The sequence below is a fragment of the Pseudomonas sp. m6p genome (assembly GCF_055760375.1).
This window is the reverse complement of the sequence record NZ_CM147084.1, coordinates 2,077,713-2,101,039: the sequence shown is the minus strand read 5'-3', so window position 1 is coordinate 2,101,039 and position 23,327 is coordinate 2,077,713. Positions and strand designations below refer to the sequence as shown.

Genomic DNA, 23,327 nt, shown 5'->3' with positions numbered 1-23,327 from the left:
TTCACTGCTGAATGATATGAGCCAAATGAATATCGCAACCATCGACCTCAACCTGCTGAAAGTCTTCGAAGCGCTGCATGAGGAGTCCAGCGCCAGCCGTGCGGCGCTGCGTCTGGGCGTGACCCAATCGGCGGTCAGCGCGGCATTGCGCCGGTTGCGCGACGTGTATGGTGATCAATTGTTCGTGCGCACCGGACGCGGTCTGGCACCGACGCTCAAGGCCAATCAACTGAAGCCGGTCGTCAGCGAGGCGCTGAACAAATGCCGGCAAAGCCTGGCGATGGTCGACCCGGCGGCCCATCACTATGACGGCCGTTCGGTGACGGTGGGCCTGTCGGATGATTTCGAAATAGCCTATGGCCGGCGCCTGATCGAAGAAATCGCCCGCTGTGCACCCAAGCTGCGGCTGATCTTCCGCCAGACCCACAGCCAGATCGTCGCTCGCGCCCTGATGGAGCGCAGCATCGACCTGGCGATCACCGCCGGCGGGTTTGCCGAGCGCTTGCTCAGTCGTCTGGTATTGGGTGAAGGGGATTATGCCTGCCTGGTCGATCCGGGCAGTCTGGCGCCCGGTCAACAGGGCATCGATTTGCCGGAGTTCGTCGCTCGCGAGCACATTCTGGTGTCCTCGGGCGGTTTTATCGGCATCACCGATGAGGGGCTGGCGGCGCTGGGGCTGAGCCGGCGGGTCTGCGCCTCGACCACCCACTTTGCCGCGCTGCCGCATCTGCTCAAGGGCAGCGACGCCGTGGCAACCATCCCGACCCATGCCGCCCGGGCCATTGCCCAGCTCAGCGGACTGATGCTGCTGCCCTGCCCGCTGGCGCTGCCGCGTTACCCGATCGAACTGGGCTGGCGCACCAGCACGCAGATCGACCCGGTGGTGATCAAGGTGCGTGAGGCGATTGTCGGGTGTTTCAACGCGGACTGAGGCGCATGTTACTTGTTGGCTGCCATCAGGCGATTGACTTCACTGCGCACCATGTTGGCGAATTCCGGCGGGGACATGCCATCCAGCTCGGCGCGCACCCACTCGGCCCATTTGCCCTTGCGCTTGGAGCGTTCGCCGAACAACCGCGCGGCTTCGCCTTTGGCTTTGCCCAGATTGTTCTGCCAGAGTTCGAACAGACGGGATTTCTCGTCTTCCAGCGCAGCGCGCTCGGCGAGGGATTTGTCGGCCAGATTGAAACTCATGGGGAAATACCTGCTGCGTAAAATGGCGACATCTTACACGCTCGGCGGAAATCTCCCGCGCAGGTTTTTCTTTCGCACCTAAAATCAGTGCAACTTTTCCGTCAGCGCCACACTCCATTGATCACTGTTCATCCATCTGCAAGGAGTCACCCAATGGCCCGCAAATCCCGCGTGCAAGCCGTCGAAGACCAAATCAAGGATCAGGCGTTCAGCGAACTTCAGGCTTTGATCGAAGAGTCCGACAAACTGCTCAAGAGCAGCGCCTCACTGGTAGGCGAAGAAGCCGAGACCCTGCGCGGACAAATCGCTCTGAAATTGCAACAGGCGCTGGACTCGGTCTCCAGCGTGCGTGAGCGCACCAAACCGGCGGTCGAGGCCACCGAGAGCTACATTGGCGGCCATCCGTGGCAGACCGTGGCGATTTCCGCCGGTTTTGGCCTGGTGGTGGGCTTGTTGCTCGGTCGTCGCTAAGCGACGTTCGCCAGAGCGCATTGTTCAAGGCCTGACAATAAATCTGTGGCGAGGGAGCTTGCTCCCGCTGGACTGCGCGGCAGTCCCCTATTCTCAAGCAGACAAAGGGGCCGCTTCGCAACCCAACGGGAGCGAGCTCCCTCGCCACATTGCTTATCTGACCATTATTCCCCCGCCAGCGCTCGCAACTGCGCCAGCGTCTGCTCATCCAGCACGATCCCTTCGGCCATTGATCGCGCGCGCTGCAAATGCCGACGATCGCCCGGCAAACGTTTCAACCCCACACCGTGCATCTGCCGCACCAGCTCTTCGCTGCGCTCGGCAAACGGTTGCCCGGCAGCTTTGCTTGGATCGATGACGATCAGCAACTGCCCGGTCCACGGCGTTTTGGCCCCGGGATGGTTCGACCAGTCGAATTCGAAAGAAAAGTTCCCGCCTGTCAACGCCGCGGCCAGCAGCTCGACCATCATCGACAGCGCCGAACCTTTGTGGCCGCCAAACGGCAACAGTGCGCCGCCCTCAAGAATGGCCTTCGGATCCTGCGTCGCCTGACCCAAACCGTCCACACCCATTCCGGCGGGCAGCCGTTCGCCCTTGCGTGCGGCAATCTGCACGTCGCCGTGAGCAATGGCACTGGTCGCCAGATCAAACACGATCGGTGCTCCGCCGGCCCGGGGCGCGGCAAAGGCAATCGGGTTGGTGCCGAACAGCGGTCTGTCGGCGCCATGGGGCACCACGCAGGTCATGCTGTTGACCACGCTGAGCGCCACCAGGCCTTCCTCGGCGAACGGTTCGACGTCCGGCCAGAGCGCCGCAAAGTGATGGGAATTGCGAATCGCCAATACGGCGATCCCGGCGTTGCGCGCCTTTTCCACCAGCAGCGACCGGGCAGCGGCCAGCGCCGGCTGGGCAAAACCATTGCCGGCATCGACTCGTACAAAACCGGAGGCCACGTCCTCGACCACCGGCACCGCCTGACCATTGACCCAGCCACTGTTGAGGGTCGAGACATAACCGGGAATACGGAACACGCCATGACTGTGCGCCCCGTCACGCTCGGCACCGGCGCAGTTGGTAGCCAGGGTGCGGGCGACGGACGCCGACGTACCATGGCGCAGAAAAACCTTTTCAAGCAATTGCGTCAACGCTTCGAGCGAAAGTGTGGACGCAGCGAGGGAAGACAGGGGTTCGTGTGGCGCAGACATCTGAAGCTCCAGACTAATTATTGGAGGGAACAACAGCGTACGAATATCCAGCCCACCGATTAACCACGTCAGACACGGGTGCTGTCAACCGTTGCGGTGAAGGCGTGTCGCAGCAAGCACACGGCGCTGCCGCTGGTGCGGTAACTATGTACCACCCGCGTCATCTGGCCGGTCATTAGTCTCGAGTCTCAATTTACCGGTGCACCAGACGGTGCCCTGAACGAGACCCGATGATGCCTGCTCACCTGCCTCCCCTGCTGTTCCTGTCCTTTCTCGATTCCCCCGGATTGTGGCGTGAACTCGGCAATGTCCATCACTTGTCCATCGCTGACTTCCAGTGGCTGAACCACGTGCAACTGGCCACCCATGCACTGCGCAGTCAGCAAACCCCGCCCATGCTTGCCCATCGAATCCTGCTCAACACCGACGATACGCCTGCAGTGCCTCTGGCCGGCAGCTTCATACTCAGTGCCACCCCCGAGGATCGCGGCGTCATGTTGTACACCCCCTTCGACGGGCTGAAAAAACATGCCAGCCTCGCCAGCCTGACCGCACACCTGGAAGAGCGCCTGAAGCGTGTCACCGAAGATGATCGGCTGCTGGCCTTGCTCGCCCTGTCACAACGCAAACGGCTGGTTGAGCGACGCGCTGTCAGCGTGACCTACCAGCTTGTCGAAGGCGATATCTTCGAAGATCAACGCGCTGCCATCGAACACTGCCTGCGACTCAACGCTCAGGCAATGCTCGATGAATTGATGCAATTGCCCGAACTAGACAGCCTGCTCCAAAGCATACTCGACGCGCTCCTGACGCCGACCATGCGTGGCGTCGACCAGACCCGCACACGCGCGAACCATTACACAGCCGCCGCAGCAAGCGGTCCGGCATCGACCGACCGCCCATCACGGAGCGGGTTTGAAGCGCTGTCACTTGGCGATGCGCTGCTGTTGCACTATCGCCACACCGGATGGCCGATTGGCCAGACCCATGAGTTTTCGCACCCGGACCGGACAGTCCAGGCCAGTGATCAGCAACACTGGGAAACAGCCATCACCACGGCTTCGGGCAAACTGCTGGTATTGCTGTATCAGCAAATGGAGCGCTATTGGAATGGGCCCAGCGCTGCCGGGGGCCCGCGGCGCAGCGTATTTACACAAAGCATTCGACAGCAGGCGCTGGCTGACTTTTTGCTCAAACGCGAGGCTGGCATTATCGAGCAGCACACCTTCGACAGCCTGCTGACCTCGTTGGGTTTCAGCGACGGTCCGGCACGCCGCGCGACGCTGGAAACCGTGCGCTTGTGGGAGCATCAGGCAAACTTCGTGGAGCTGGCCGGCGCGCTGATGATCAGCCATTCCGACAGTTGCCTGTATACCCCGACCCACGGCTTGCAGGTGCTCAGGGATTACGAAGATCTCAAAGCCATGCTGCTCAGCAAATTTGCCAGCCCCGGGCACGAAGACGAACTCTACGGCCTGTTGAATCTCGATGAGCGGCAACGCTTCCTCGGTTTCGACAAGCCGCAGGTTTCCGGCCAATCGATTGCCGGAGATGTTTTCAGCGTGCTGCTCGAGTTGATCATCACCAAGCAGCGACAGAACATCGACTATGCCCTGCAGTGGTATCGGCACAGCGACGGCGCCTTGGATATTCGCGCACTGTTCGACAAGGCCCTGGACATCCGTTCGATGCTCCACGAGCGGCTTGAGACCCTGGATGCCCACGGGCGCTGGAGCACCCGGCCGATGCTCACTGGCAACCAATTACCTTCAAGGGTGCTGGCGGACACCGCCGCGGGCGAAGTGCGCAAGTTCGGCAGCATCATGCCTACCCTCGCCGCCGACTTCGCCGCCCAACCGCTGACCGTCACGGCGCTGCAGCGCACCTACCTGCAAGGAATCGCCGCGAAGCTGGCGCACGCCCTGTCTGTCGGCATCACAGGTGAAGCACGGTTGAGAGTCCTGAACGGGACGCTGAGTCGCCATGAGCAAGCGCTGGTCGACACCGTATTCAATCCGGATCAACCGGATCGCAGCCGCCGCAGGGCACTCAACGGGTTTCAGCCGGATGCCTGGTCATTGACATTGCAGGTCGCCGGGCAAAGCGAAATGCTGCCGCTGGCCAACTGCGTCCTGCTCACGGAACGCGGTGGCCGCGATACGCAGCACTCAGGACGCGCGATGGTGTGGACACCAGCCCTGGGCCTGGAAGTCTTCCGCTCAATCGAGCATGCCAGACAGGTTTTGGACCAGCGACTGGCGGATCCGCAAAAACGCCTGACGCTGTTCGAAAACCTTTCCCCCCGGCACCAAGGGCTCCATCAACACTTCACGCTGGGACAGTGGCAGCTGATCAGCCGCAGTGTCTTGCAGGATCGGACCGAGTCGGCGATCGAACATTTTCTCCAGCGCTGTGAACAGGTACGGGGCCGTCAATGGCCAAAGCCGCGGGAAACTCAAATCCTCAGGACGCTGCGTGAGCACGTCGTAGAGACCAACCTGCAGCGCGCCACCGCTCTGGCGCGGGCGATCGGCAAACAGCATTCGTTGCCTGCCTGGCTGGGCATGGCCACGCTTGAAGCGCAGCAGTTGCATCTGGAGCTGCTGGAACAGTGGCGCCACAACGTCATTGACGATCAGGATTATCTCCACGCGCTGCCAACCGTGCGTGACTACATCAGGCAGACCCTTCAAACGCTGTTGAGGACCCGCTTGCAGAGGCAGGATCTCGACCCCGAACAGATCACCATCACCCCGGCACAGACGCTGATCGGGCCTGCGATGAGCCTGACCGATTTCGCCTTGAACCATGCGCATCTCGCACAGAGCACGGCATTCACCCTCAGCTCGGGTACCGACCGGGCGCTGCCGACAGGGCTTGACCCGCAAGCCGTCAGGAGCCTGCTGCTGTCCCTGAACGTTGCAACGACGTTTGCCGATAAAATCACCTCGGCGTTGTCCGCCAGTAACGTCGCTGCTGAACAACGCAAGCAGCGTTTCCTCCGCCAGCTGCCGTGGCAGTTGCTGCAGCATGCCCATCAGTTACAACTGCAACAACGCTTGTCGCCGAAGGCCTTCGGCTTGATTGCTCAGGTGCTCGACATGCCCGACGCCGTGGCCCGCGCGACCGTGCAAGGCGCCGATGCCATTGCCCGGCCGCTGGCGCTGATCAAGACCGCCGGGGCTGCAGCGGTCAAGGCGTTGGGCCTGTACTTGATCGGACCTGCAGGAAAACCCGGTCCCCAAGTGTTGTATGCGCCCTACCATGGTGAATACGCATTCAGTGAATTCGAGGATGAGGCGTCAGTCATCGCCGCGCTGAATACGCCGGGCTCACTGCAGGACTTGTTGCTGCGCCGCTTGCCGGAAACTCAACGTTCGATCTTCAGCGCGTTGTTCAACGCAAGCAGCGGCCAGGCGAGCGAGATGACCCTGGCCACCACTCCGGTCAAGGGTAACTGGTTGCTGCAGTTGTTCGACGACAACCTGGCCTTGTTGCCACGTTTGCTGAGCGGCCATTCAATGCCGTCGGCGCAAACGGACTGGGACGCCGCGAAGCACCTGTTCAGTTCAGGCATCCAGTTGGTCCGGGGCGTGCTGCCGGGCAAACTCGCCTGTGCGCAGTTTCTCTGGCAAAGCTACAAGGATTTCAAGGGCTCGGCCGAAGCGTTGCAGGATCACCACTGGAAACGTGCACTGGAAACCTTTACCGCCGGCGCAGCGGAAATGATCACTCTCGGGCGGCTGGCTCTGGAGTCACGTCTGGAATCTCAAGAGGCGGTGCCGCCGCAGCCAACCGCGCCGAGCGCCCCTGTCCTTGCGCAGACCAAGCCGACCGATCCGCAGCGCACCGCGTTGCAGGCATTCGAAACCTCGAAGATCGCCCTCAAGGATCTGACCCATAATGCTGCCGAGGGCACGTATCAGGACCTGAACACCAGAGCGACCTACGCCCCCATTGCCGGCAAAGTCTATCCCGTGGAGCGGCCGGGAGTCGTCTGGCAAATCAAGGGCGCCGGCCAGCCAGGTTCGGTGTTGCAGCACACCGCTTCGCGGCAGCTGGTGCTGGATCCGGATCGCCATACCGTGCATTACGGCAAGGCCTTGTCGAAGATGGTCAACCATTACACCACCCATCGCCAGGCCCGGTACATGCTGAATATCGAAGCGCAAGGCATGGAAGAAATCCGCGCCCGCCATCCGGAAAAAGCACTCATGTTGATCGAGGCAATTGATCTGGCCCGGCATTACGCGTTCAACAGCCTGCACAATCTTGTTCAGCTAAGAAACGATGTGCCGGGCACGCGCCTCGATACTTTTCTCAAGTCGTTTTTTGACGTGCAACGGATTGATGCCGACATGCTCCACAAGTTGAAGCTGTCCATCGTGCCGATCTGTAATGCATTGGTCGATCCAACAGAAGACCTGTTGAATACTCGTCGCTTTGTGGTCGGCTCGAACAGACAGCCCGACTCGGGTGTAATCGCCTTTGTACTGGATGGCGATTTACTCAAGAAGGTCCATTTCACCGAAAAATTCTTCAATCAAGAACTGGAGTGGTACAACACCGGGCTGACCGAGCCCTTCAATGTCGAAGGGCATGCACGGGCCGCGACGCTCATCCACGAGTTTTCCCATCAGTTCAGCAAGACCGTAGACATTGCTTCGCTGGAAGCGCGGCGCCCGTTTGCTGATCTGATTGCTACGGTGACCGGTTACGGAGCTTCCCGCAAACAGTTGCAGACACGTTTTCAACGCGAAGCTCTGTCACTGTCTACCCCCCGTGAAGAGCTGTTCTCGCGCTGGAGCCATGAACTTCAGGAGTGGCTGGATATCGACATGATTGAAGGCATGAATCATGTACGCAAGGAAATTCTCAAGACCACGCGTAGCGCGAATCTGGATGACGCGCGGACGGCTTTTCTCAACCCTTCCAACCCGACTCCACGAATCGACACGATATTGCGCAATGCCGATTCGATCGCCTTTTTGATCTGTGAAATGGGCCGCCAGCTCGATCCGGTGCCCCAAGCTCAAGAAGGGCTCAACTGAAGCAAAAAAAATGCGCAGGCGGTTGGCCTGCGCATTGTTTATCGCGAGGCAAGGTCAGTCTTTCTGGTCGCGCAATACATTGCCCGAGGCACCATCGATACGGAATTCATACACCGAACCATCGGCCTTGCGTCCCTCACCTTTCCAGTAGCCGTCATTGTCGGCCTCGATTTCATAGACTTCGACGTAACCGGCCTTGGTTTTCACGATCTCGATAGCCTTTTCGATGGTGACCCAGCCCGCACCGGGACGGTCAGCCATGGCAGCACCGGCACTGAACAAGGCGGCGGTGGCGATTGCAGCGGCCAAGGTTTTTTTGATCATTTTTTCACTCCATTTGTGGATGATGTTCGTCTAACGTCCTGTTTTTGGGCGCCACACGGAAAAATAAGTTCCACTTTGATGGGCAATTGCCATGACGGATGTTCTCGGCACCCGACCCGCAAGGTTAGAATGCAGCAAATCAGGACGAGTCAATGACCCAAGAATCCCTCTCGGAAGCCGAATACGATGCAATCACCGATGCCGCCGCGCACTGGTGCATGCGTCTGCACGCCGTAGACTGCTCCGCCGAAGAGCGTCTGGCTTTCGAGCAATGGCGCGATGCGCATCCGCTGCATGCGTTCGAATATGACGCCATGCTGGAAATCTGGGACGTTGCCGAGCACTTGCCCCGTCCGCAGGCGCTGCCAAATGTACCGCTGAATAAAGCGGTTCCCGCCTGGCGTCGCTATGCAATTGCGGCGAGCGTCTGCGCACTGGCCTTGCCACTGGCGGCGTACGGTGGCTGGAATCTGGGCTGGTTGCCCAACAGCTATCAGCACTTCGAAGCCACCGACAATGTCCGTCAAGTTACCTTGAACGATGGCAGTCAAGTCGAACTCAACCTCAACACCGAGCTGACGTTCAGCAATTACAAGGACGAACGCCGAGTCACCCTGAAAAAAGGCGAGGCGTTTTTCGAAGTCAGTTATGACCTCTCCCACCCGTTCGTGGTCAGGGCCGGCGAAGGCAAGATCCGCGTGACTGGCACCCGCTTCAATGTCTGGCTCTACGAAGATCAGGTGCGGGTCAATCTGATCGAAGGCTCGGTGCTGGTAACCAGCAACGCCGCACTGCCCGGCGACGGTCTGCGCCTTGGGCCCGCCATGCAGGCGCAGTACCGGCATGGCGATTACATGCCACAGATCAGTCAGACCTACGCCAACGACAACGCTCTGGCCTGGCGCAGTGGCAAACTGGTGCTCGACAACCTGGCACTGAATGAGGCCTTGCCGCTGATCAATCGCTATCTGAGCAAACCGTTGAAACTGGCTGACGCCAATACCGGTGCCATCCGTGTCGGCGGTGTCTACAACGTCAAAGAACTCGGCGGCCTCGTCAACACCCTGCCCAAAGTGTTGCCGGTCTACCTGACCCGTAATACCGAGGGTGATCCGGTAATCAATTCGATGCCGCGGCAGCCGCCGAAAACCTGAAACCCGACACCACCTGCCAGGGTGAACCCAGAGCAATAAAAAGCCGCTGTCCCCATTCAGGGGGCAGCGGCTTTTTCGTTCAGGCTGACTTACCGCGCAACCACCTCAGCGCTCTTGCCCGCCACTTCGCGAACAGTCTGCAGTTGATACTGCGGATCGGCAGCAATCTGCTGCTCAGTGAACGGCAACACGCTCCACTGCTTTTTCGAAAACGCCTCGGTCTGGTCCCGGGAATATTTCGACTCGGGGTCACTCGACAGCGAGAACGCCAGCAGCCCCTGAGCATGCGGACCGTTGTCGTCAAAGCTCACCACTTGCAGATAACTGGTACCGCTGATCACTTCGAGTTTGCCGTCTTCACGCGGAACGCTCTGGATCGCGTTGTAGATTCCCAGCGTCCCGGGCCCGCCGTGGATCGCAGTTTGTCGAGCGCCGCTGCTCACCACTTGAATATCGCCCCAGCGGGTTTCAGGTTTGAGCCCCATTTTCTGCGCGGTGGCGGCCGACGCCAGCAGCGCTTCACGCAGGGCCTTGCTCACGGTCGGTTGCTCGATCGCCAACCCGCGTGGCGTATGTTGCGGGTCTTTTGGATCGAACGGCACCCGCCAGACATCCGGCGACGCTTGCAACGCCTGCATGATGTTCTGGAAGTGCACCAGACCAATGCCCGAATCCAGATTCGCCCGGCCATCCCAGCCCTTGAGGCTGACGCAAACCGGCTTCAACGCGGCCGCGTCCGCCCCCAGATCCGCAGCGCAGAACTTCAACAGATCGGGCAGCACCTGGGTTGCCAGATAGACGTTGTCGTCCATCACCATCTGCTGCAGATCCTTGACCGCCAGCGGCCCCTTTTTGCCCAGTGCACTCAGACGCTCCAACGCAAATCGTGATCGCAGCCCCAGTGGTTGGCCGTCCTGACTGATCAGTGGCGAGAACCCGGTCAGCGGTTGTGCCGGGTTGGCCAGCCACGCGGAATCGTTGGAGTGCTGAACGAAGTCCTTGCGCAACAGTTGCGGCAGCTGGCTGGCGGCATAGATGCCCTTCTGCGCCGCTTGCGGATCGATATCCCAGGCGCAAGCGCTGTTGGAACCGTCGAGCACAATCATCTGCAAGCCGATGCGCGGGTCGCTGCACTTGGCCAGTTTGTCGGCACTGACGTTCGGCACCACCGACAGGTTCATGTACAGCGTTTGCCCCTTGTCATCCACGGCCAGCGTGTTGACCCACGGGATGCCCTGGATCTTGTGCACCGAATCCTGCAGGGCTTTGAGGCTTGATGCCTGGTTCATCGCGTACCACTGCGTCAGCACGCGATCATTGTCCAGATTGGCGTCGCGCAGGCTGTAAGCGTACTGATGATCCCAGTCGAGTTTGCCCGGCCACTGTACGATCGGGCCGAACTGCGAGCTGTAGACATCGCGCGAAACCGGCACCACTTGGCCATCCGCCTGTTTGACCTTCACGGTGACGGTCTGCTTGTTCAGCGGCAACGATTGGCCGTCGAGCAGGTAGCGGGTCGGGTCTTTCGGGTCGAGTTGCAGGCGATACAAAGTGAAGTGTTTGGATGAATCGACCGTGTGGGTCCAGGCCAGATGCTGGTTGAAACCGATGTTGATCATCGGCAGTCCCGGCAAGGCGGCGCCCATGACGTCGAGTTTGCCGGGGATGGTCAGGTGCATCTGGTAAAAGCGCATGCCGCCGACCCACGGGAAATGCGGGTTGGCCAGCAACATGCCGCGTCCGTTGAATGAGCGTTCACTGCCGACCGCCACGGCGTTGCTGCCGCGATCCAGTGCGAAGCGCTGCAAGCGCGCGTCCGCCAACTGATAGGCCTGCGCCTTGCTATCGAACTGCGCCGTGGCCTGCGGCGGGGTCGCGCCCGCCAGGGCTTCGGCGAACTGCCCGACACCGCCCTCGACCAACAAGCGCCGAGTGAGCTTCACCAGATCTTCGGCAGCGATATCGCGCACCCACTCGCCCTGGCACTGTTGCGGCAGACCTTGCTCGCGGCGTTCGGCCAAATAGCGGTTGTAGCCGGCGGCATAACCTTCCACCAGATCGTGCACCTGCGCCGGTTGCGCGTCCCAGAAGGCTTTCACCGCTTCGGGGGTGTTGAGCCAAGTGAAGAACAGGTCGCTGACGCGATTCTCGCGTTGTTCGACAGTGAACTGCTCCGGCCCGAAATAGCGCGAGCGCTGACCGTTGACCGTGACAATTTCGTTGGCCAGCAAGCACAGGTTGTCCTGCGCGTAGGCGTAACCGATGCCGAAACCCAGCCCGCGCTCGGTCTCGGCGCGGATGTGCGGTACGCCAAACGCGGTGCGGCGGATATCGGCACTGGCTGGCGTGGCGGGACTGAATGCATGGGCCGACAGACTGAGCCCGAGAAACGCGCTGGCGAGGGCCAGCCCGGTTAACTGCCTGGAAATAATCACACTCGCTCCTGATCGATAGGACGCGGTTCGACGCGTGCTTTGCGCAAGGTCCGAACTCGGTCTGAAGTTGACGCCTGCGCCTGGGCGCAAGGTGGCTGTTCAGAAAACGAATGCAGCAAAAAAATATTTAGCCCGTTTGCCCAAGGGACAAACCGCCGATGACGGGAAAACAACGAATAACCGACAAAATTTCTACATATTTCCTTTCATGATTTGTCGTGCTGAAACGTCTTGTTTACTGAGAGCAGCCAAAACGTTTCCTGAACAGGCTCTGCAAAGGAGTAACCCATGTACAACTCGCAACTACCAACGGACGGTAGCCAGGCGTCACAAGGAGCTTCCATGAGTCCCCGCGCGAGCAGTTTCGCACCCAGCCCGGAACGCCAGGGCAATGAGCGCATTCGCCTGCTGCTCAAAAGCTTCGGTCTGCGTACCAGCCTGATTCGCCTGAAGGTCATCGACGCGCTGTTGGTCGCCGCGCAAAACGATCGACGCCTGGGCGTGCGCGGTGTGCACAGCCAATTGCTGGACCTGGATATTCCGTTGTCCTTTCTCAGCGTGCGCGAAGTGTTGAAGCGTCTGTGTGCCGAAGGTGTGGTCACCTTCAACCCGGACAAGAGTTACAGCCTGCATCCACAGGCTGCTGCCGTGCTCAATCACGATTGAAGCGTCCCGCGATCGCCGTCAGGGTTTGACCTTGCGGCGCATCACCCCGTTGATCACCACCACGACCACCGCCACACCGATGGCGATGTACTGGAACGTCTTCTCGCTGATCATCCCGGCATTTTGCAGCCACGACAGGCCGAGCATGATCGCCAGCACCGACAGCGCGATCAGTATCGAATATTTCAAACGTTGCTTCTGGGTCATTGCGGGTTCCTGAACCTTTCAAATGTATCCGGTTTGTATCCGGTTGCATGCCATGCACATACCGTGTTGCGGGGATGGGCTTTGATAAACGCGGTCTCATGTTACAGCCGATGAAGAGTTTTGGCTTCATGACGGCGTAACCATGAGGATTTTTGAAATGTTCCGTCGAATCACCTGGCTGATTCCCGTCCTTGCCGTACTGACCTTGAGCGGCTGCATCATTTTCCCCCACGGCGGCTGGCATGACGACCACCATCGGTACCAGGAAGGTCCCGGTTATTACCAACATCGATAGGCGATGACTCCCCGCATAAACGTTAAAAACTGTGTTCCCGGAACGACCGCGCCTGCTGAATAGCAGGCGTTTTCTGTCTCTAATGTGACCTGCGCGTGTAAGACGCTGATCAAGCTTTTGTAGGACTCTTCGAGCTGCAACGATTTGCGCATTTTTGATATTTCTGGACACACCTGCCGGGTGTAAATCCCCCTCCCCACCACCCTACCCTCTGCGCTCCTGATGCCCAACCACGAGCACACCCGCGCATGCAACGAACACTTATCGATATCAGCCCCGGACAGGCCCTCGGCTTCTGTCTGGCCGTCTCCCTGTTTGAACTGCTGACCTACATGGCCAGCGACCTGATCATGCCGGCAATGCTGGCCGTTACCCTGGAATTCGAAGCAGACGCGCAGCATGTTCCCTACGCATTCAATCTGTACCTGATCGGTGGCGTCTGCCTGCAATGGCTGATGGGGCCACTCTCCGACCGTTTTGGCCGGCGGCGGCTGCTGTTGAGCGGGTGCCTGTTGTTCGGCGTGGCCTGTGCCGCGACCTTTGGCGCCAGCAGCATTGAGGCGTTCAACCTGCTGCGGCTGATACAAGGGATGGGCCTGGGCTTCGTCGTGGCCGTCAGTTATCCGGCCCTGCAGGAAGTTTTCCGTGAAGCGGATGCCGTGCGCCTGATGGCACTGTTGGGCAATGTGGCATTGCTGTCGCCGCTGCTCGGGCCATTGCTTGGCAGCCTGCTGCTCGAATGGCTGAGCTGGCGGACGCTGTTTCTCGGCCTGGGCCTGGCGGCGGCTGTTGCCTGGCTGGGGCTGTATGTCTGCATGCCCGAGACCATCGGCGTCATGCGCAACGACGGCCAACAACAGGCACCCGTGGCGTTCAATGCACGGCAAATTGGGCAGCGCTATCTGACGTTGCTCGGCAACCGCCACTTCCTGTACGCCAGCCTCGCACTAGGCTTGATGAGCCTGCCCCTGATTGCCTGGATCGGGCTGTCGCCGCTGCTGCTGATGCAGTTGCTTGACCTGTCCTCGCGCGAATACGGGCTGTGGCAAATCCCGATCTTCGGCGCCGTGATTGTCGGCAATCTGATCCTTGATCGTTTGCTCGCCAGCCACTCGTTGCCCCGGGTCATTCGCATTGCGCTATGGCCACTGTGCCTGGGCCTGACCGCATTGATCGGCACAGCCCTGTCCAGCGCTGCGCTACCGCTGTTGATTGCCAGTCTGTCGTTGTATGCCATTGGCCTGGGCATGAGCAATGCGGCGCTGTACCGGTTGGCACTTTTCGCCAGCGATGACAGCAAGGGCCTGGTTTCCGCGACCATCGGCATGCTCTCGATTGTCGTAATGGGCACGGGCGGTTCGCTGATAGCCGCTGTTGGCGGTGCCGACAGTCTCGAGGGTTTCGCCCTGTGCGCGGCACTCGCTGGTTTGCTGTGCCTGCCGCTGATCCAGCGTTTTGTGCACCTGTCGAAGCCACTCAACCTTGCACCGGCTACACCTGAGGAGGCCCGCTAATGCACCTTTTCCCTCACAGTGACGCACTCTGTGCATCCACGGCCGCCTACTGTGCGGACTCGTTGGCGCCCGGTCTGTTTGATCGGGCCATGCTCGAAATCACCCGTTTTCACATCGAACAGACCCCAGGTTATGAGCACTGGTTGAACGCCAATGGCATTGCAGCCAAAGACCTCGAGACCCTGGAGGACTGGTCGCACCTGCCACCGATTTTTGCCAATTTCTTCAAACAGCATTTGCTGCTCAGCCCCACTGGCGCGGACGCACTGGAACTGACGTCCTCCGGCACCAGCGGGCAGAAGAGCCGCATGCGTTATGACGCGCGCAGCCTGGGTGCGGCGCAGTACATGGTCGAGCGGATCTTTGCGCAGTACGGCTGGATTACACCGCATACGCCCTGCAATTACCTGTTGCTGAGCTACGAACCCCAGGCGCGAATTACCTTGGGCACATCGTTCACCGATCAGTTTCTGTGTGGCTTCGCCCCCGTCAATCGGGTGGTGTATGCGCTACGGGCCGACGGTGACGGTCATCGGTTCGATCTGTTCGGCGTGATCACGGCCCTGCAAGCGTTTGCTGAAGAAGGTTTGCCGGTGCGCATCTTCGGTTTCCCGGCTTTTCTATGGGAAACCCTGCAACGCATGCGCGCCACCGGCACGACGGATCTGCAAATGCCGGCCGGGTCGCTGGCGTTCTTTGGCGGCGGCTGGAAAACCCGTGCCGCTGAAGAGGTCCCCAAGCAACAGTTGTACGCACGGATCCAGCAGCAATTGGGCATGGATGCCAAAGACTGTCGCGATGGCTACGGCGCCGTCGAGCACGCGGTGCCTTACATCGAGTGTGCCCACCACCATTTTCATGTGCCGGTCTATTCGAAAGTGTACGTACGCAGCCCCGTGGACTTTTCGGTCCTGCCCTATGGGCAGTGCGGTCTGCTCAGTCTGGTCTCGCCTTACATCTCGTCAAGTCCCGCCCACGCGGTGGTCATGAGCGACCTCGCCACGCTGTATCCCGCTGCAAGTTGCGGTTGTGGTCTGGCGAGCGACTGGTTCCAGTTGCATGGCCGCGCCGGCACGACGGCCGCGAGGAGCTGCGCCATGGCCGCTTCCGAATTCCTGGGGAAACACTGATATGTACTTGATCAACGGAAAACTGCGCTGCGACTGCGATCTCGACAGTGCGCTGCAACAACTTTACCCGCAACTGCCAAATCGGCTGCAGACTCCCCTTGAGACCTCCACTTTACTGACCGCTGCGCGGGCGTTCGCCGAACGCCTGCAGCATCAACCTCTGGAGCTGTCACTCGACACCAGCCAGCGCCAGGCCCTGATCGACTTTTGCCAGCCTGCGACGCTGCAGGCCAAGCTTGATCATGAGCTGGGCCTGCGACCCGATTCCCTGCGCCGCGTCGACTATCGGCAGTCGCGTTTCGAGCGCTGGAGCCCTCTGGGACTGGTGGTTCACATCACGCCGGCCAACGCGCCGCTGTTGGCGTTCTGTGCAGTCCTGGAAGGTCTGTTGAGCGGCAACGTCAACTGGCTGCGGCCCAGCAGCAGCGACGGCGGACTCACTGCGCGCCTGCTCCAGAAATTGCTGGAATGTGACCCGAGCGGGCAACTCGCTGGTTACGTCGCGGTGTTGCCGACAACGACCGGACAAATCGGTCAGCTGTGCAGACACGCCAACGGGGTCTCCGCCTGGGGCGGCGAAACCGCGCTGCAAGCCATCCGCCAGCAGATCCCACCGGGCTGTCGCTGGATCGACTGGGGTCACCGCATCAGCTTCGCCTACCTGACCCCGGATGCGGTATCGCCCGCCGTCCTCGATGCCATTGCCGATGAAGTCTGCCGCCTCGATCAGCAAGCCTGCTCCAGCCCGCAATGGTTGCTGGTGGACAGCGACGATGCGAGCGTATTGAACGATATCGGGGCGCAACTGGCTGCCGCGTTCGAGCGTCGCACCGGGCACTGGCCGGCGCTCACCCCGACGCTCGAAGAAGCCTCACAAATCACCACCAGTACGGCGATGGCGCGGCTGGCGCAGAGTTTTGCCGGGCAGACCGGCCGGGTCTGGAGTACGCCGCACTGGCGGGTGATCTGGAGCCATGACCGTCAGCTCGAACCTTCTGCGCTATTTCGCAGCCTGCTGCTCAAACCCCTGCCCCGCGAACTGCTCGGCGCTACGTTGTTGCCGTGGCGCAACGTACTGCAGAGCTGTGCCTTGCTGTGTCCTGAGGCACAAATCGCTGAACTGGCGCAGACGCTGATCGCCGCCGGTGTGACCCGCATCGCCCCGATTGAAGCCATCCACGACGGCTACGACGGCGAACCCCATGACGGTGTTTACGCCCTGCAGCGCCTGAGCCGTCGCGTGTCGGTCAGCCTGCCGCCGGACGCGCTGGCGGGGTGTGCCACGCTTGACCGTCAGCCTCCTGAGCCAGCGCTATCGGGGGTTTCGATCATGGACAAGGCGACATTTGCAAGTCAGCCACCGAATGCCAAGGCACAACTGTACTTTCGGTCCGGCGGCAGCAGCGGTACGCCCACACTTTCCGCTTTCAGTTACCACGATTTCCAGCTTCAGATGCGTGCCACCGCCGACGGCCTGTTCGCGGCCGGCCTCGATCCGGCGCAAGACAACGTCATGAACCTGTTCTTCAGCGGCGGGCTGTACGGCGGGTTTTCAAGTTTTGCCAAGGCGCTGGAACAACTGGAGGCCCGACACTGGCCGATGGGCGCTCCAGCGGATGACGATTACCGAGAGATCGCGCAACTGATCGTGCAACAACGGATTACGGTGCTGATCGGCATGCCCAGCACCGTGCACCGGTTGTTTCTCAATGAACAGCAGACGCTGCAGCGCTATGGCGCCATCGACAAGGTCTTTCTCGGTGGCGAGCACGTAAGCGCGCCCACCCGCGAGTTGTTGCAAAACTGCGGAGTCAGGCTGATCCGGTCGGCGATTTACGGCAGTGTCGATGCCGGTCCGCTCGGCCATGCCTGCCAGGCCACGGCAGACGGTGTGTTCCACCTGATGAGCGACATCCAGCACCTGGAAATCGTCCGTTTCGATCAGGACGCGCCGGTCGATCACGGTGAGTCGGGGCGTCTGCTGGTGACCTCCCGGGCGCGTCAGGGCCAGTCCGTGCAGCGCTATGACATCGGTGACAGCGGACGCTGGCTATCCGGCCCATGTCCCTGCGGTCTGACCTCACCGCGCTTCGAGCTGCTGCAACGGCACGGCAAATTGCTGCGCATCGCCACTGACTTCATCTCGCTGGCAACGCTGGCGCAGCGCCTGCAAGCACCGTTTCAACTGATCCTCGACCACGGCCCAGACGGCCGGGAACGCATGCGACTGCGCAGCCCTCTGGAGCCGGCTCAGGCCCATCTTCAACTGCAGGGCTATCAGACGCTGAGCACACTGGTGCAGACCGGACTGCTCACCGTGGACGTCGAGCAATGCGCCGTTGCGCAATTCGTCCGCAACAGACACAGCGGCAAGACACCCTCAGTGATTGATTCACGCCGCTGAAGACGGGCGCCTGCTGGCGCCCCACCGCTCCTTTGCATATGAAACCACCATGAACACCACCACAGATTTGAATGCCTTGCTCGATTTTGCCCGCCAACATTCGCCTTATTACCGCGAACACTTCAAGGACGTTGCAGATCCCGTCAGCAGCTTGAACGACTTGCCCTTGGTCGATCCCGGGCAGTACTGGCACGGCAGCCAGCCCCTGCAGCAGTGGTCGCCGTTGACCGGCCCGACCGCGGATGCGCTGGTATTCCAGACCGGGGGGACCACCGGCTCAGGCAAACTGTCGCTGTTCACCCGCGGCGAATGGCAAACCCTGACGCGCGACTTCGGCAGCCAGCTCACGGCACACCTGAACCCCGGCGACCGAGTCGCCAATCTGTTTTTCGTCGGTGACCTGTATGCCAGCTTCATCTTTGTCCACGATGCCCTGGCACATGTCGAGACGCCCGTCAGCGAGTTTCCGTTCACCGGGGCCGTCGATAGCGCCGTACTGGCCAAGTCGATCGTGGCGAACCGGATCAACGTGCTGGCCGGGGTGCCGGCGCAGTTGCTGAAATTTGCCGCCTGGCTCGAACGCCGGTCGCAGGTTCTGGAGGGCGTCGAAACCCTTCTCTACGGTGGCGAGAGCCTGTTCGGCGCACAACTGCAAATGCTGCGTCGGGTGCTTCCGAACGCGCGTATTGCCTCCATCGGTTACGCCAGCGTCGATGCCGGACTGATCGGCGTCAGCACCCGCGATTGCGCCCTGGGCGAACACCGGATGCTGGAGCACCACAGCGTGCTGGAGATCATCGATGAGGTGAGCGGCGCAGTCATCGAAGAATGCGACCGTAACGGCAAACTGGTCATGACCAATCTGACCCGTCGCCTGATGCCCGTCATCCGCTATCCCGTCGGCGATCTGGCGTGCTGGCGTGAACCGCCCGGCACGCCCATGCGCAAATTCGCGCTGATGGGACGCAGTATGAGCAGCCAGCGAGTGCGGGTGGGCGTTTTGAGTCTGGACATGCGTGACACTGGCGACCTGGTGCAAAGCCTCGGGAAAAGCGCCGACTGGCAATTGATCATCGAGCAGCAGGGAAAAAAAGACCTGCTGAGTCTCAGATGGGTACCCGACAGGCACATGACTGATATCGCCCAGGCCAGCGCAAACCTGCGCAGCACGCTGATCGAGCAATATCCGTTGATCGAGAAGCTGCACGGCGAGCAATTGCTCGATCTGCATGTGATCGCCTGCGCCAGCGATGAACTGACGTGTCACCCACGTTCCGGCAAGCATCAGCGGGTTGTGGACCGGCGCGACTATCAGACTCCGTGCGAGCAGCAAGCTTGATGGCCAAGACCATCCTGCGGCGTTATCGCATCACCGACGCACCGGCAGTCAATGGCCTGTTCGAAGCCATTTACAGCACTCGTTATCCTCAACCGCATGTGTATCTGCCGTGCATGATCAATCAGAATCACAGTGACGGACGCTGGCACTCGCTGGTGGCGGAGGTGAACGGGCAGATTCGCGGGCATGCCACCCTGTTTCGCTGGTCTGGCAGATCCTCACTGGCAGAACTGGCACTGACGGTGGTACATCCGGATGCCCGCGGGCAGAACATCGCCACACGGTTGGGCCGGCAATTGCTGATTCATGCCCAGGCCCTGGATTGCCGGGGCGTCACCATCAAGCAGGTCACGCACCATCCGTACACTCAGCGTATGGCCGCCAGTCTCGGTTTTCACAGCTGCGGTCTGTTGCCGGATTACGCCTCTTCGCCCTTCGATGGACAGGGCCGAGAGACGATCGTTGTCGGCCACTACGACATCGAGGGTTTTCGACGCCCACTGCCCGCGCTGGTCTGGCCAACGGATTGCGGCGAATTGATGTCGCATCTGGAGGGGGCGTTTGGTACCACCGACAAAGCCGCGCCCTGGAGAGGCCCGAAGGTCCATGTCGAACACGCCTCGGGGCGCTATGACATCGTGCTCAAGGAACTCGATGACAACCTGCTCAGGCAACTTGAGCGACTGCCGGTGCAATGGCTGGTTTCGCTCAGGCTCAGGCTCGCCCAGGGTTTTCCCGCCGCAATGGGCCAACTTGCCGATGTAGGTTTGGCTTTCACCGGGATCGTCCCCGATGAGCGTAGCGAAGGCTGGCTGGCGCTGTTTCATCGCGGCTACCAGCCATCTACGCTGATATTGCACTGTCCGCACATGCAACGCTTGCACGACCAAGCCCGACAGGTCGGGCAAATGTACCGAGGCTGAAAAAACGGCCCGCCCACAAAATGGGCGGGCCGTTTTCAAGATTCAGGCCTTGGCTTTGACGCCTTGATCCACCGGTTTCGGCGCGTTGCCTTCACCGTAGGTTTTCAGGTTCTGCAGCACGTAGATCGCCTTTTTGAATTCGGGGATCAGGTTCTTGCCGTAAGCGTTGCCATTGAGGCCATTGCTCTGGATCGCGTCGAGCTGGGTCGCGAAATATTCCAGTGCGTTGAATTTGGCATCGACGTCTTTGGTCACGCCGAACCGGTCGAACTTGTCGCCAGCATTGAGCAAGGTGAACGAGGTGATCTCGGAGATCAGCCCGCGGCTGCGCAGGAAAACGCTCAGATTGCCCAGTTGTTTGACCGAAGTGTTCGACGGGTCGAAGCCCTTGATGTTCTTGCGCAGGCCCTGCTTGTCCATTTCCGCGGTATTCAGCGCGTTCGGATCGTTGCCGACCATGGTCAGCATCTGCTGCACCTTGACGCTCTGATTCACCTGCTTTTTCGCGCCCGTATTGCGAACCAGCACCCCTGCCTTGCTTTCCCAACCACCGACAATGCCGATCGTCATGAGAAGACTCCCTGTGAAATAACCATGAAATGTCCTTGGTGACACTTTGAATGACGCGAAGTATCTACCGGCCAACTAGTGGCACCAACCCTTTTAGTGCAGTCGCTTACAATTTCTGTACATTCTCGATACAAATCACCGCAAGCTCACTATCACTGGGCTTCATGGCAGTTTGACGATGGCTGGCGATGCTTTTTCCGTACCGGTTAAACAGGCGGTCAATTCATTTGTATCAGGGTCGATACGCCCCTTCTGTCAGCCCGAAACTTTCTTGCACGAAAGTACCTAAAGCTTCCCCCTTCGCCGACGATACGCTGGTGTAACCCCGCCGTTTCTCCCTCGACCCCACAATAAGAATCGCAGCTCAAGGACCGGTCTCCATGCCCGCATTCCGCACCATTCAGGCTCGCTACACGTTATTTCTGGTTCTTTTCATCCTGCTGCTGTCGGTGTTGACCGTGGTCGGTATCAGCCAATTGGTCGCACCCAAGCTGCGGCATACCGAAGAACAGGTGGTGCTCAATCGCATCGCCGAAGTCGCCGAGCAGATTCAGGGCGAACTCAATAAGGTTCAGTCGCAGCAGCGCAGCATCACTCAGACCATTCCGCTGCTCGACAGCGCGGCCATCGACACGGTGTTGCCGGGGCTGGTGGATCAGTACGGCGAACTGAAAGTGTTTGGTGGCGGGATCTGGCCGTTGCCGGGTCAGCGTGAAGCCGGACGGAACAAGTTCAGCACGTTCTGGCACCGCGATGCCTCGGGCAAACTGGCGGTGAACACCTTCTGGAACAGCGACGCGGCGCCGAATTACTACGATCAGAGCTGGTACAAGGGTGGCATGCAGACCCCGCGCGGCCAGTGCGCCTGGGCGGCCGCCTATAAAGACGACGCCAGCGCCGAGCCGCGCACCAACTGCGCCATGGCGATCCAGAAAAACGGTGCGGCCTGGGGCGTGTCGACCATCGACGTGACGCTGGGCTTCTTCAACGATCTGGTGGCGCGCAAGGAAAAAGACCTCAACGCCGAAATGCTGATCGTCGAGGCCGACGGCAAGATCATCAGCAACAGCTCGCGCATCAGCGGCCCGATCGTGCTGAAGAACATCAGCGAGCTGGCCGCCGGTTCGACTTTCGCCAGTCAGGTCAAGGCGGGTCTGCAAAACCGTGATCAGGCGCAACGCGTCGAGTTCGACAACAATGGCGAGGCCAGCACGTTCTTCATGCGCCCGATCGAAGGCACGCCGTGGTTCCTCGCCACCGCCCTGCCAACGAAAATGCTCACTGCCCAGCGTGACGACGTGCTCAGCAGCCTGAGCCTGCTGCAGATTCCGCTGGTGATTCTGCTGGTGCTGTTGCAGGTGTATGCGATCCGCCAACTGGTGTCGCGAATGAAGGCGCTCAAGGCCAATATCGATTCGTTGTCCAGCGGCGATGCCGATCTGACCCGGCGCATCACCATCCGCGCCGAAGATGAACTGGGCGCCATCGGCCACTCGGTCAACACCTTTATTGCCTACTTGCAGAACATGATCGGTGAAGTGACGCAGGCCACCGGCGCCATGGCCTCAAGCCTCGACGATCTGCAACGCACGTCGGCCAACACCAGCCAGATTCTGCTGCGCCATGCATCGGAAACCGATCAGACCGTTACCGCCATCACCGAGATGAGCTCGACGGCCGAAAGCGTCGCGCAGAACGCCGCAGAAACCGCAGCGTTCACCCAACGCGCCAACGAAAACGCCGACCGTTCGCGGGTGGTCGTCGGTGAAGCCACCAACAGCGTGGTGGCCTTGATCGATGAAGTGGCCAGTGCCACCAAAAAAGTCGAGAACATGCAGCAGGACGCCCAGCGCATCACCGAGATCCTCGGGGTGATCGGCGCCATCGCCGGCCAGACCAACTTGCTGGCGCTCAACGCCGCCATCGAAGCCGCCCGGGCCGGTGAACAGGGTCGCGGCTTTGCCGTGGTGGCCGACGAAGTTCGCGCCCTCGCCGCCCGCACTCAGGCCAGCACCTCGGAGATCAACGAAATGCTGACTCGCCTGACCCAAGGCGTGAGCTCCTCGGTCAGCGCCATGGAAAACACTCAGGCCAGTTGCCAGTCCGCCGCCGACGCCACCGCGCGGGTCAACTCGGGTCTGGATGAAATGGCCGGCTCGGTCAGTCACATCAACAGCCTCAGCACGCAGATCGCCACCGCTGCCGAACAGCAGAGCGCAGTCACCGAAGAGATCAACCGCAGCATGGTGCAGATCCGGCACATGGTCGAAGAACTGGTGCACAGCGGCCAGGCCAGCGAACGCAACACCCACCAGTTGCTGGAAGCCAATAACCGGGTGAGCGCGATCATGGGGCGGTTCAAGGTTCGTTGAGCCTGACAGATTTGTAATCTTTCACTCAGCAGGCTGTCAGGCTTGATCAATGATCATCCTGCCAGCCTGTCTT

The 23,327-nt window shown here is 60.4% G+C and carries 18 protein-coding genes; 12 read left to right on the top strand and 6 right to left on the bottom strand.

Annotation, left to right across the window (positions count from 1 at the left end; genetic code table 11):
• Positions 1–16: 16 nt before the first annotated feature.
• A complete protein-coding gene (locus tag ACYZUM_RS09470; protein ID WP_108182631.1) occupies positions 17–931 on the top strand; it encodes a LysR family transcriptional regulator in 915 nt (304 codons plus the stop codon).
• A gap of 8 nt (positions 932–939) precedes the next feature.
• Here ACYZUM_RS09470 and ACYZUM_RS09465 read toward each other — a convergent pair whose 3' ends face one another.
• Positions 940–1,194 carry a hypothetical protein gene (locus ACYZUM_RS09465; protein WP_003224595.1) on the bottom strand — a complete coding sequence of 85 codons (255 nt, stop codon included), beginning with the start codon at positions 1,192–1,194 and terminating at the stop codon, positions 940–942.
• A 153-nt stretch (positions 1,195–1,347) separates the two neighbouring features.
• Between ACYZUM_RS09465 and ACYZUM_RS09460 the strand changes: the two genes are divergently transcribed.
• The gene (locus ACYZUM_RS09460; protein WP_007961870.1) at positions 1,348–1,665 is read left to right on the top strand and encodes an ElaB/YgaM/YqjD family protein; all 318 of its coding nucleotides are present in this window, start codon (positions 1,348–1,350) and stop codon (positions 1,663–1,665) included.
• Between the two features lie 164 nt (positions 1,666–1,829).
• Here ACYZUM_RS09460 and ACYZUM_RS09455 read toward each other — a convergent pair whose 3' ends face one another.
• Positions 1,830–2,870, bottom strand: coding sequence for an Ldh family oxidoreductase (locus ACYZUM_RS09455; RefSeq protein ID WP_473061315.1), 1,041 nt, complete (start codon positions 2,868–2,870; stop codon positions 1,830–1,832).
• Between the two features lie 233 nt (positions 2,871–3,103).
• Here ACYZUM_RS09455 and ACYZUM_RS09450 point away from each other — a divergent pair, with 233 nt between their 5' ends.
• Positions 3,104–7,921: a hypothetical protein gene (locus ACYZUM_RS09450; protein ID WP_411157870.1), complete on the top strand. Its 4,818-nt coding sequence runs from the start codon at positions 3,104–3,106 to the stop codon at positions 7,919–7,921.
• 54 nt (positions 7,922–7,975) lie between these two features.
• Here the strand turns inward: ACYZUM_RS09450 and ACYZUM_RS09445 are convergent, their stop codons facing one another.
• Positions 7,976–8,245, bottom strand: coding sequence for a PepSY domain-containing protein (locus tag ACYZUM_RS09445; protein WP_007961867.1), 270 nt, complete (start codon positions 8,243–8,245; stop codon positions 7,976–7,978).
• A gap of 152 nt (positions 8,246–8,397) precedes the next feature.
• Here ACYZUM_RS09445 and ACYZUM_RS09440 point away from each other — a divergent pair, with 152 nt between their 5' ends.
• The gene (locus ACYZUM_RS09440) at positions 8,398–9,399 is read left to right on the top strand and encodes a FecR family protein (protein WP_108182628.1); all 1,002 of its coding nucleotides are present in this window, start codon (positions 8,398–8,400) and stop codon (positions 9,397–9,399) included.
• 89 nt (positions 9,400–9,488) lie between these two features.
• Here the strand turns inward: ACYZUM_RS09440 and pvdQ are convergent, their stop codons facing one another.
• The gene (gene pvdQ / locus ACYZUM_RS09435) at positions 9,489–11,834 is read right to left on the bottom strand and encodes a bifunctional acylase PvdQ (protein WP_108182627.1); all 2,346 of its coding nucleotides are present in this window, start codon (positions 11,832–11,834) and stop codon (positions 9,489–9,491) included.
• A gap of 288 nt (positions 11,835–12,122) precedes the next feature.
• Between pvdQ and ACYZUM_RS09430 the strand changes: the two genes are divergently transcribed.
• Positions 12,123–12,500: a fe2+ zn2+ uptake regulation protein gene (locus ACYZUM_RS09430; RefSeq protein ID WP_047294218.1), complete on the top strand. Its 378-nt coding sequence runs from the start codon at positions 12,123–12,125 to the stop codon at positions 12,498–12,500.
• Between the two features lie 18 nt (positions 12,501–12,518).
• Here ACYZUM_RS09430 and ACYZUM_RS09425 read toward each other — a convergent pair whose 3' ends face one another.
• On the bottom strand, positions 12,519–12,707 hold the full coding sequence (locus tag ACYZUM_RS09425; RefSeq protein ID WP_041067099.1) for a hypothetical protein: 189 nt from the start codon (positions 12,705–12,707) through the stop codon (positions 12,519–12,521).
• 157 nt (positions 12,708–12,864) lie between these two features.
• Between ACYZUM_RS09425 and ACYZUM_RS09420 the strand changes: the two genes are divergently transcribed.
• From ACYZUM_RS09420 to ACYZUM_RS09395, 6 genes are all read left to right on the top strand, one after another.
• Entirely contained in the window at positions 12,865–13,002 is a 138-nt protein-coding gene (locus ACYZUM_RS09420) for a hypothetical protein (RefSeq protein ID WP_177327908.1), read from the top strand.
• Positions 13,003–13,250: 248 nt separating this feature from the next.
• Entirely contained in the window at positions 13,251–14,516 is a 1,266-nt protein-coding gene (locus tag ACYZUM_RS09415; protein ID WP_108182626.1) for an MdfA family multidrug efflux MFS transporter, read from the top strand.
• The gene (locus ACYZUM_RS09410) at positions 14,516–15,646 is read left to right on the top strand and encodes a LuxE/PaaK family acyltransferase (RefSeq protein ID WP_108182625.1); all 1,131 of its coding nucleotides are present in this window, start codon (positions 14,516–14,518) and stop codon (positions 15,644–15,646) included. The genes ACYZUM_RS09415 and ACYZUM_RS09410 overlap by 1 nt, the downstream gene beginning before the upstream one ends.
• A 1-nt stretch (position 15,647) precedes the next feature.
• The gene (locus ACYZUM_RS09405; RefSeq protein ID WP_108182624.1) at positions 15,648–18,050 is read left to right on the top strand and encodes an acyl-CoA reductase; all 2,403 of its coding nucleotides are present in this window, start codon (positions 15,648–15,650) and stop codon (positions 18,048–18,050) included.
• Positions 18,051–18,099: 49 nt separating this feature from the next.
• Positions 18,100–19,389 carry a phenylacetate--CoA ligase family protein gene (locus ACYZUM_RS09400; RefSeq protein ID WP_108184389.1) on the top strand — a complete coding sequence of 430 codons (1,290 nt, stop codon included), beginning with the start codon at positions 18,100–18,102 and terminating at the stop codon, positions 19,387–19,389.
• Entirely contained in the window at positions 19,389–20,312 is a 924-nt protein-coding gene (locus ACYZUM_RS09395) for a GNAT family N-acetyltransferase (RefSeq protein WP_108182623.1), read from the top strand. Before ACYZUM_RS09400 ends, ACYZUM_RS09395 begins: the two co-directional genes overlap by 1 nt.
• Before the next feature lie 42 nt (positions 20,313–20,354).
• On the opposite strand, the gene ACYZUM_RS09390 is transcribed toward ACYZUM_RS09395, so the two are convergent.
• A complete protein-coding gene (locus tag ACYZUM_RS09390) occupies positions 20,355–20,882 on the bottom strand; it encodes a hypothetical protein (RefSeq protein WP_041067079.1) in 528 nt (175 codons plus the stop codon).
• A 380-nt stretch (positions 20,883–21,262) separates the two neighbouring features.
• On the opposite strand from ACYZUM_RS09390, the gene ACYZUM_RS09385 reads away from it, so the two are divergent.
• On the top strand, positions 21,263–23,254 hold the full coding sequence (locus tag ACYZUM_RS09385) for a methyl-accepting chemotaxis protein (protein ID WP_041067073.1): 1,992 nt from the start codon (positions 21,263–21,265) through the stop codon (positions 23,252–23,254).
• Positions 23,255–23,327: the final 73 nt, after the last annotated feature.

What these genes read in the sequence shown, in the direction of transcription:
- ACYZUM_RS09470 (WP_108182631.1), top strand. Translation starts at nt 17, where the DNA reads ATGAGCCAAATGAATATCGCAACCATCGACCTCAACCTGCTGAAAGTC.
- ACYZUM_RS09465 (WP_003224595.1), bottom strand. Translation starts at nt 1,194, where the DNA reads ATGAGTTTCAATCTGGCCGACAAATCCCTCGCCGAGCGCGCTGCGCTG.
- ACYZUM_RS09460 (WP_007961870.1), top strand. Translation starts at nt 1,348, where the DNA reads ATGGCCCGCAAATCCCGCGTGCAAGCCGTCGAAGACCAAATCAAGGAT.
- ACYZUM_RS09455 (WP_473061315.1), bottom strand. Translation starts at nt 2,870, where the DNA reads ATGTCTGCGCCACACGAACCCCTGTCTTCCCTCGCTGCGTCCACACTT.
- ACYZUM_RS09450 (WP_411157870.1), top strand. Translation starts at nt 3,104, where the DNA reads ATGCCTGCTCACCTGCCTCCCCTGCTGTTCCTGTCCTTTCTCGATTCC.
- ACYZUM_RS09445 (WP_007961867.1), bottom strand. Translation starts at nt 8,245, where the DNA reads ATGATCAAAAAAACCTTGGCCGCTGCAATCGCCACCGCCGCCTTGTTC.
- ACYZUM_RS09440 (WP_108182628.1), top strand. Translation starts at nt 8,398, where the DNA reads ATGACCCAAGAATCCCTCTCGGAAGCCGAATACGATGCAATCACCGAT.
- ACYZUM_RS09430 (WP_047294218.1), top strand. Translation starts at nt 12,123, where the DNA reads ATGTACAACTCGCAACTACCAACGGACGGTAGCCAGGCGTCACAAGGA.
- ACYZUM_RS09425 (WP_041067099.1), bottom strand. Translation starts at nt 12,707, where the DNA reads ATGACCCAGAAGCAACGTTTGAAATATTCGATACTGATCGCGCTGTCG.
- ACYZUM_RS09420 (WP_177327908.1), top strand. Translation starts at nt 12,865, where the DNA reads ATGTTCCGTCGAATCACCTGGCTGATTCCCGTCCTTGCCGTACTGACC.
- ACYZUM_RS09415 (WP_108182626.1), top strand. Translation starts at nt 13,251, where the DNA reads ATGCAACGAACACTTATCGATATCAGCCCCGGACAGGCCCTCGGCTTC.
- ACYZUM_RS09410 (WP_108182625.1), top strand. Translation starts at nt 14,516, where the DNA reads ATGCACCTTTTCCCTCACAGTGACGCACTCTGTGCATCCACGGCCGCC.
- ACYZUM_RS09405 (WP_108182624.1), top strand. Translation starts at nt 15,648, where the DNA reads ATGTACTTGATCAACGGAAAACTGCGCTGCGACTGCGATCTCGACAGT.
- ACYZUM_RS09400 (WP_108184389.1), top strand. Translation starts at nt 18,100, where the DNA reads ATGAACACCACCACAGATTTGAATGCCTTGCTCGATTTTGCCCGCCAA.
- ACYZUM_RS09395 (WP_108182623.1), top strand. Translation starts at nt 19,389, where the DNA reads ATGGCCAAGACCATCCTGCGGCGTTATCGCATCACCGACGCACCGGCA.
- ACYZUM_RS09390 (WP_041067079.1), bottom strand. Translation starts at nt 20,882, where the DNA reads ATGACGATCGGCATTGTCGGTGGTTGGGAAAGCAAGGCAGGGGTGCTG.
- ACYZUM_RS09385 (WP_041067073.1), top strand. Translation starts at nt 21,263, where the DNA reads ATGCCCGCATTCCGCACCATTCAGGCTCGCTACACGTTATTTCTGGTT.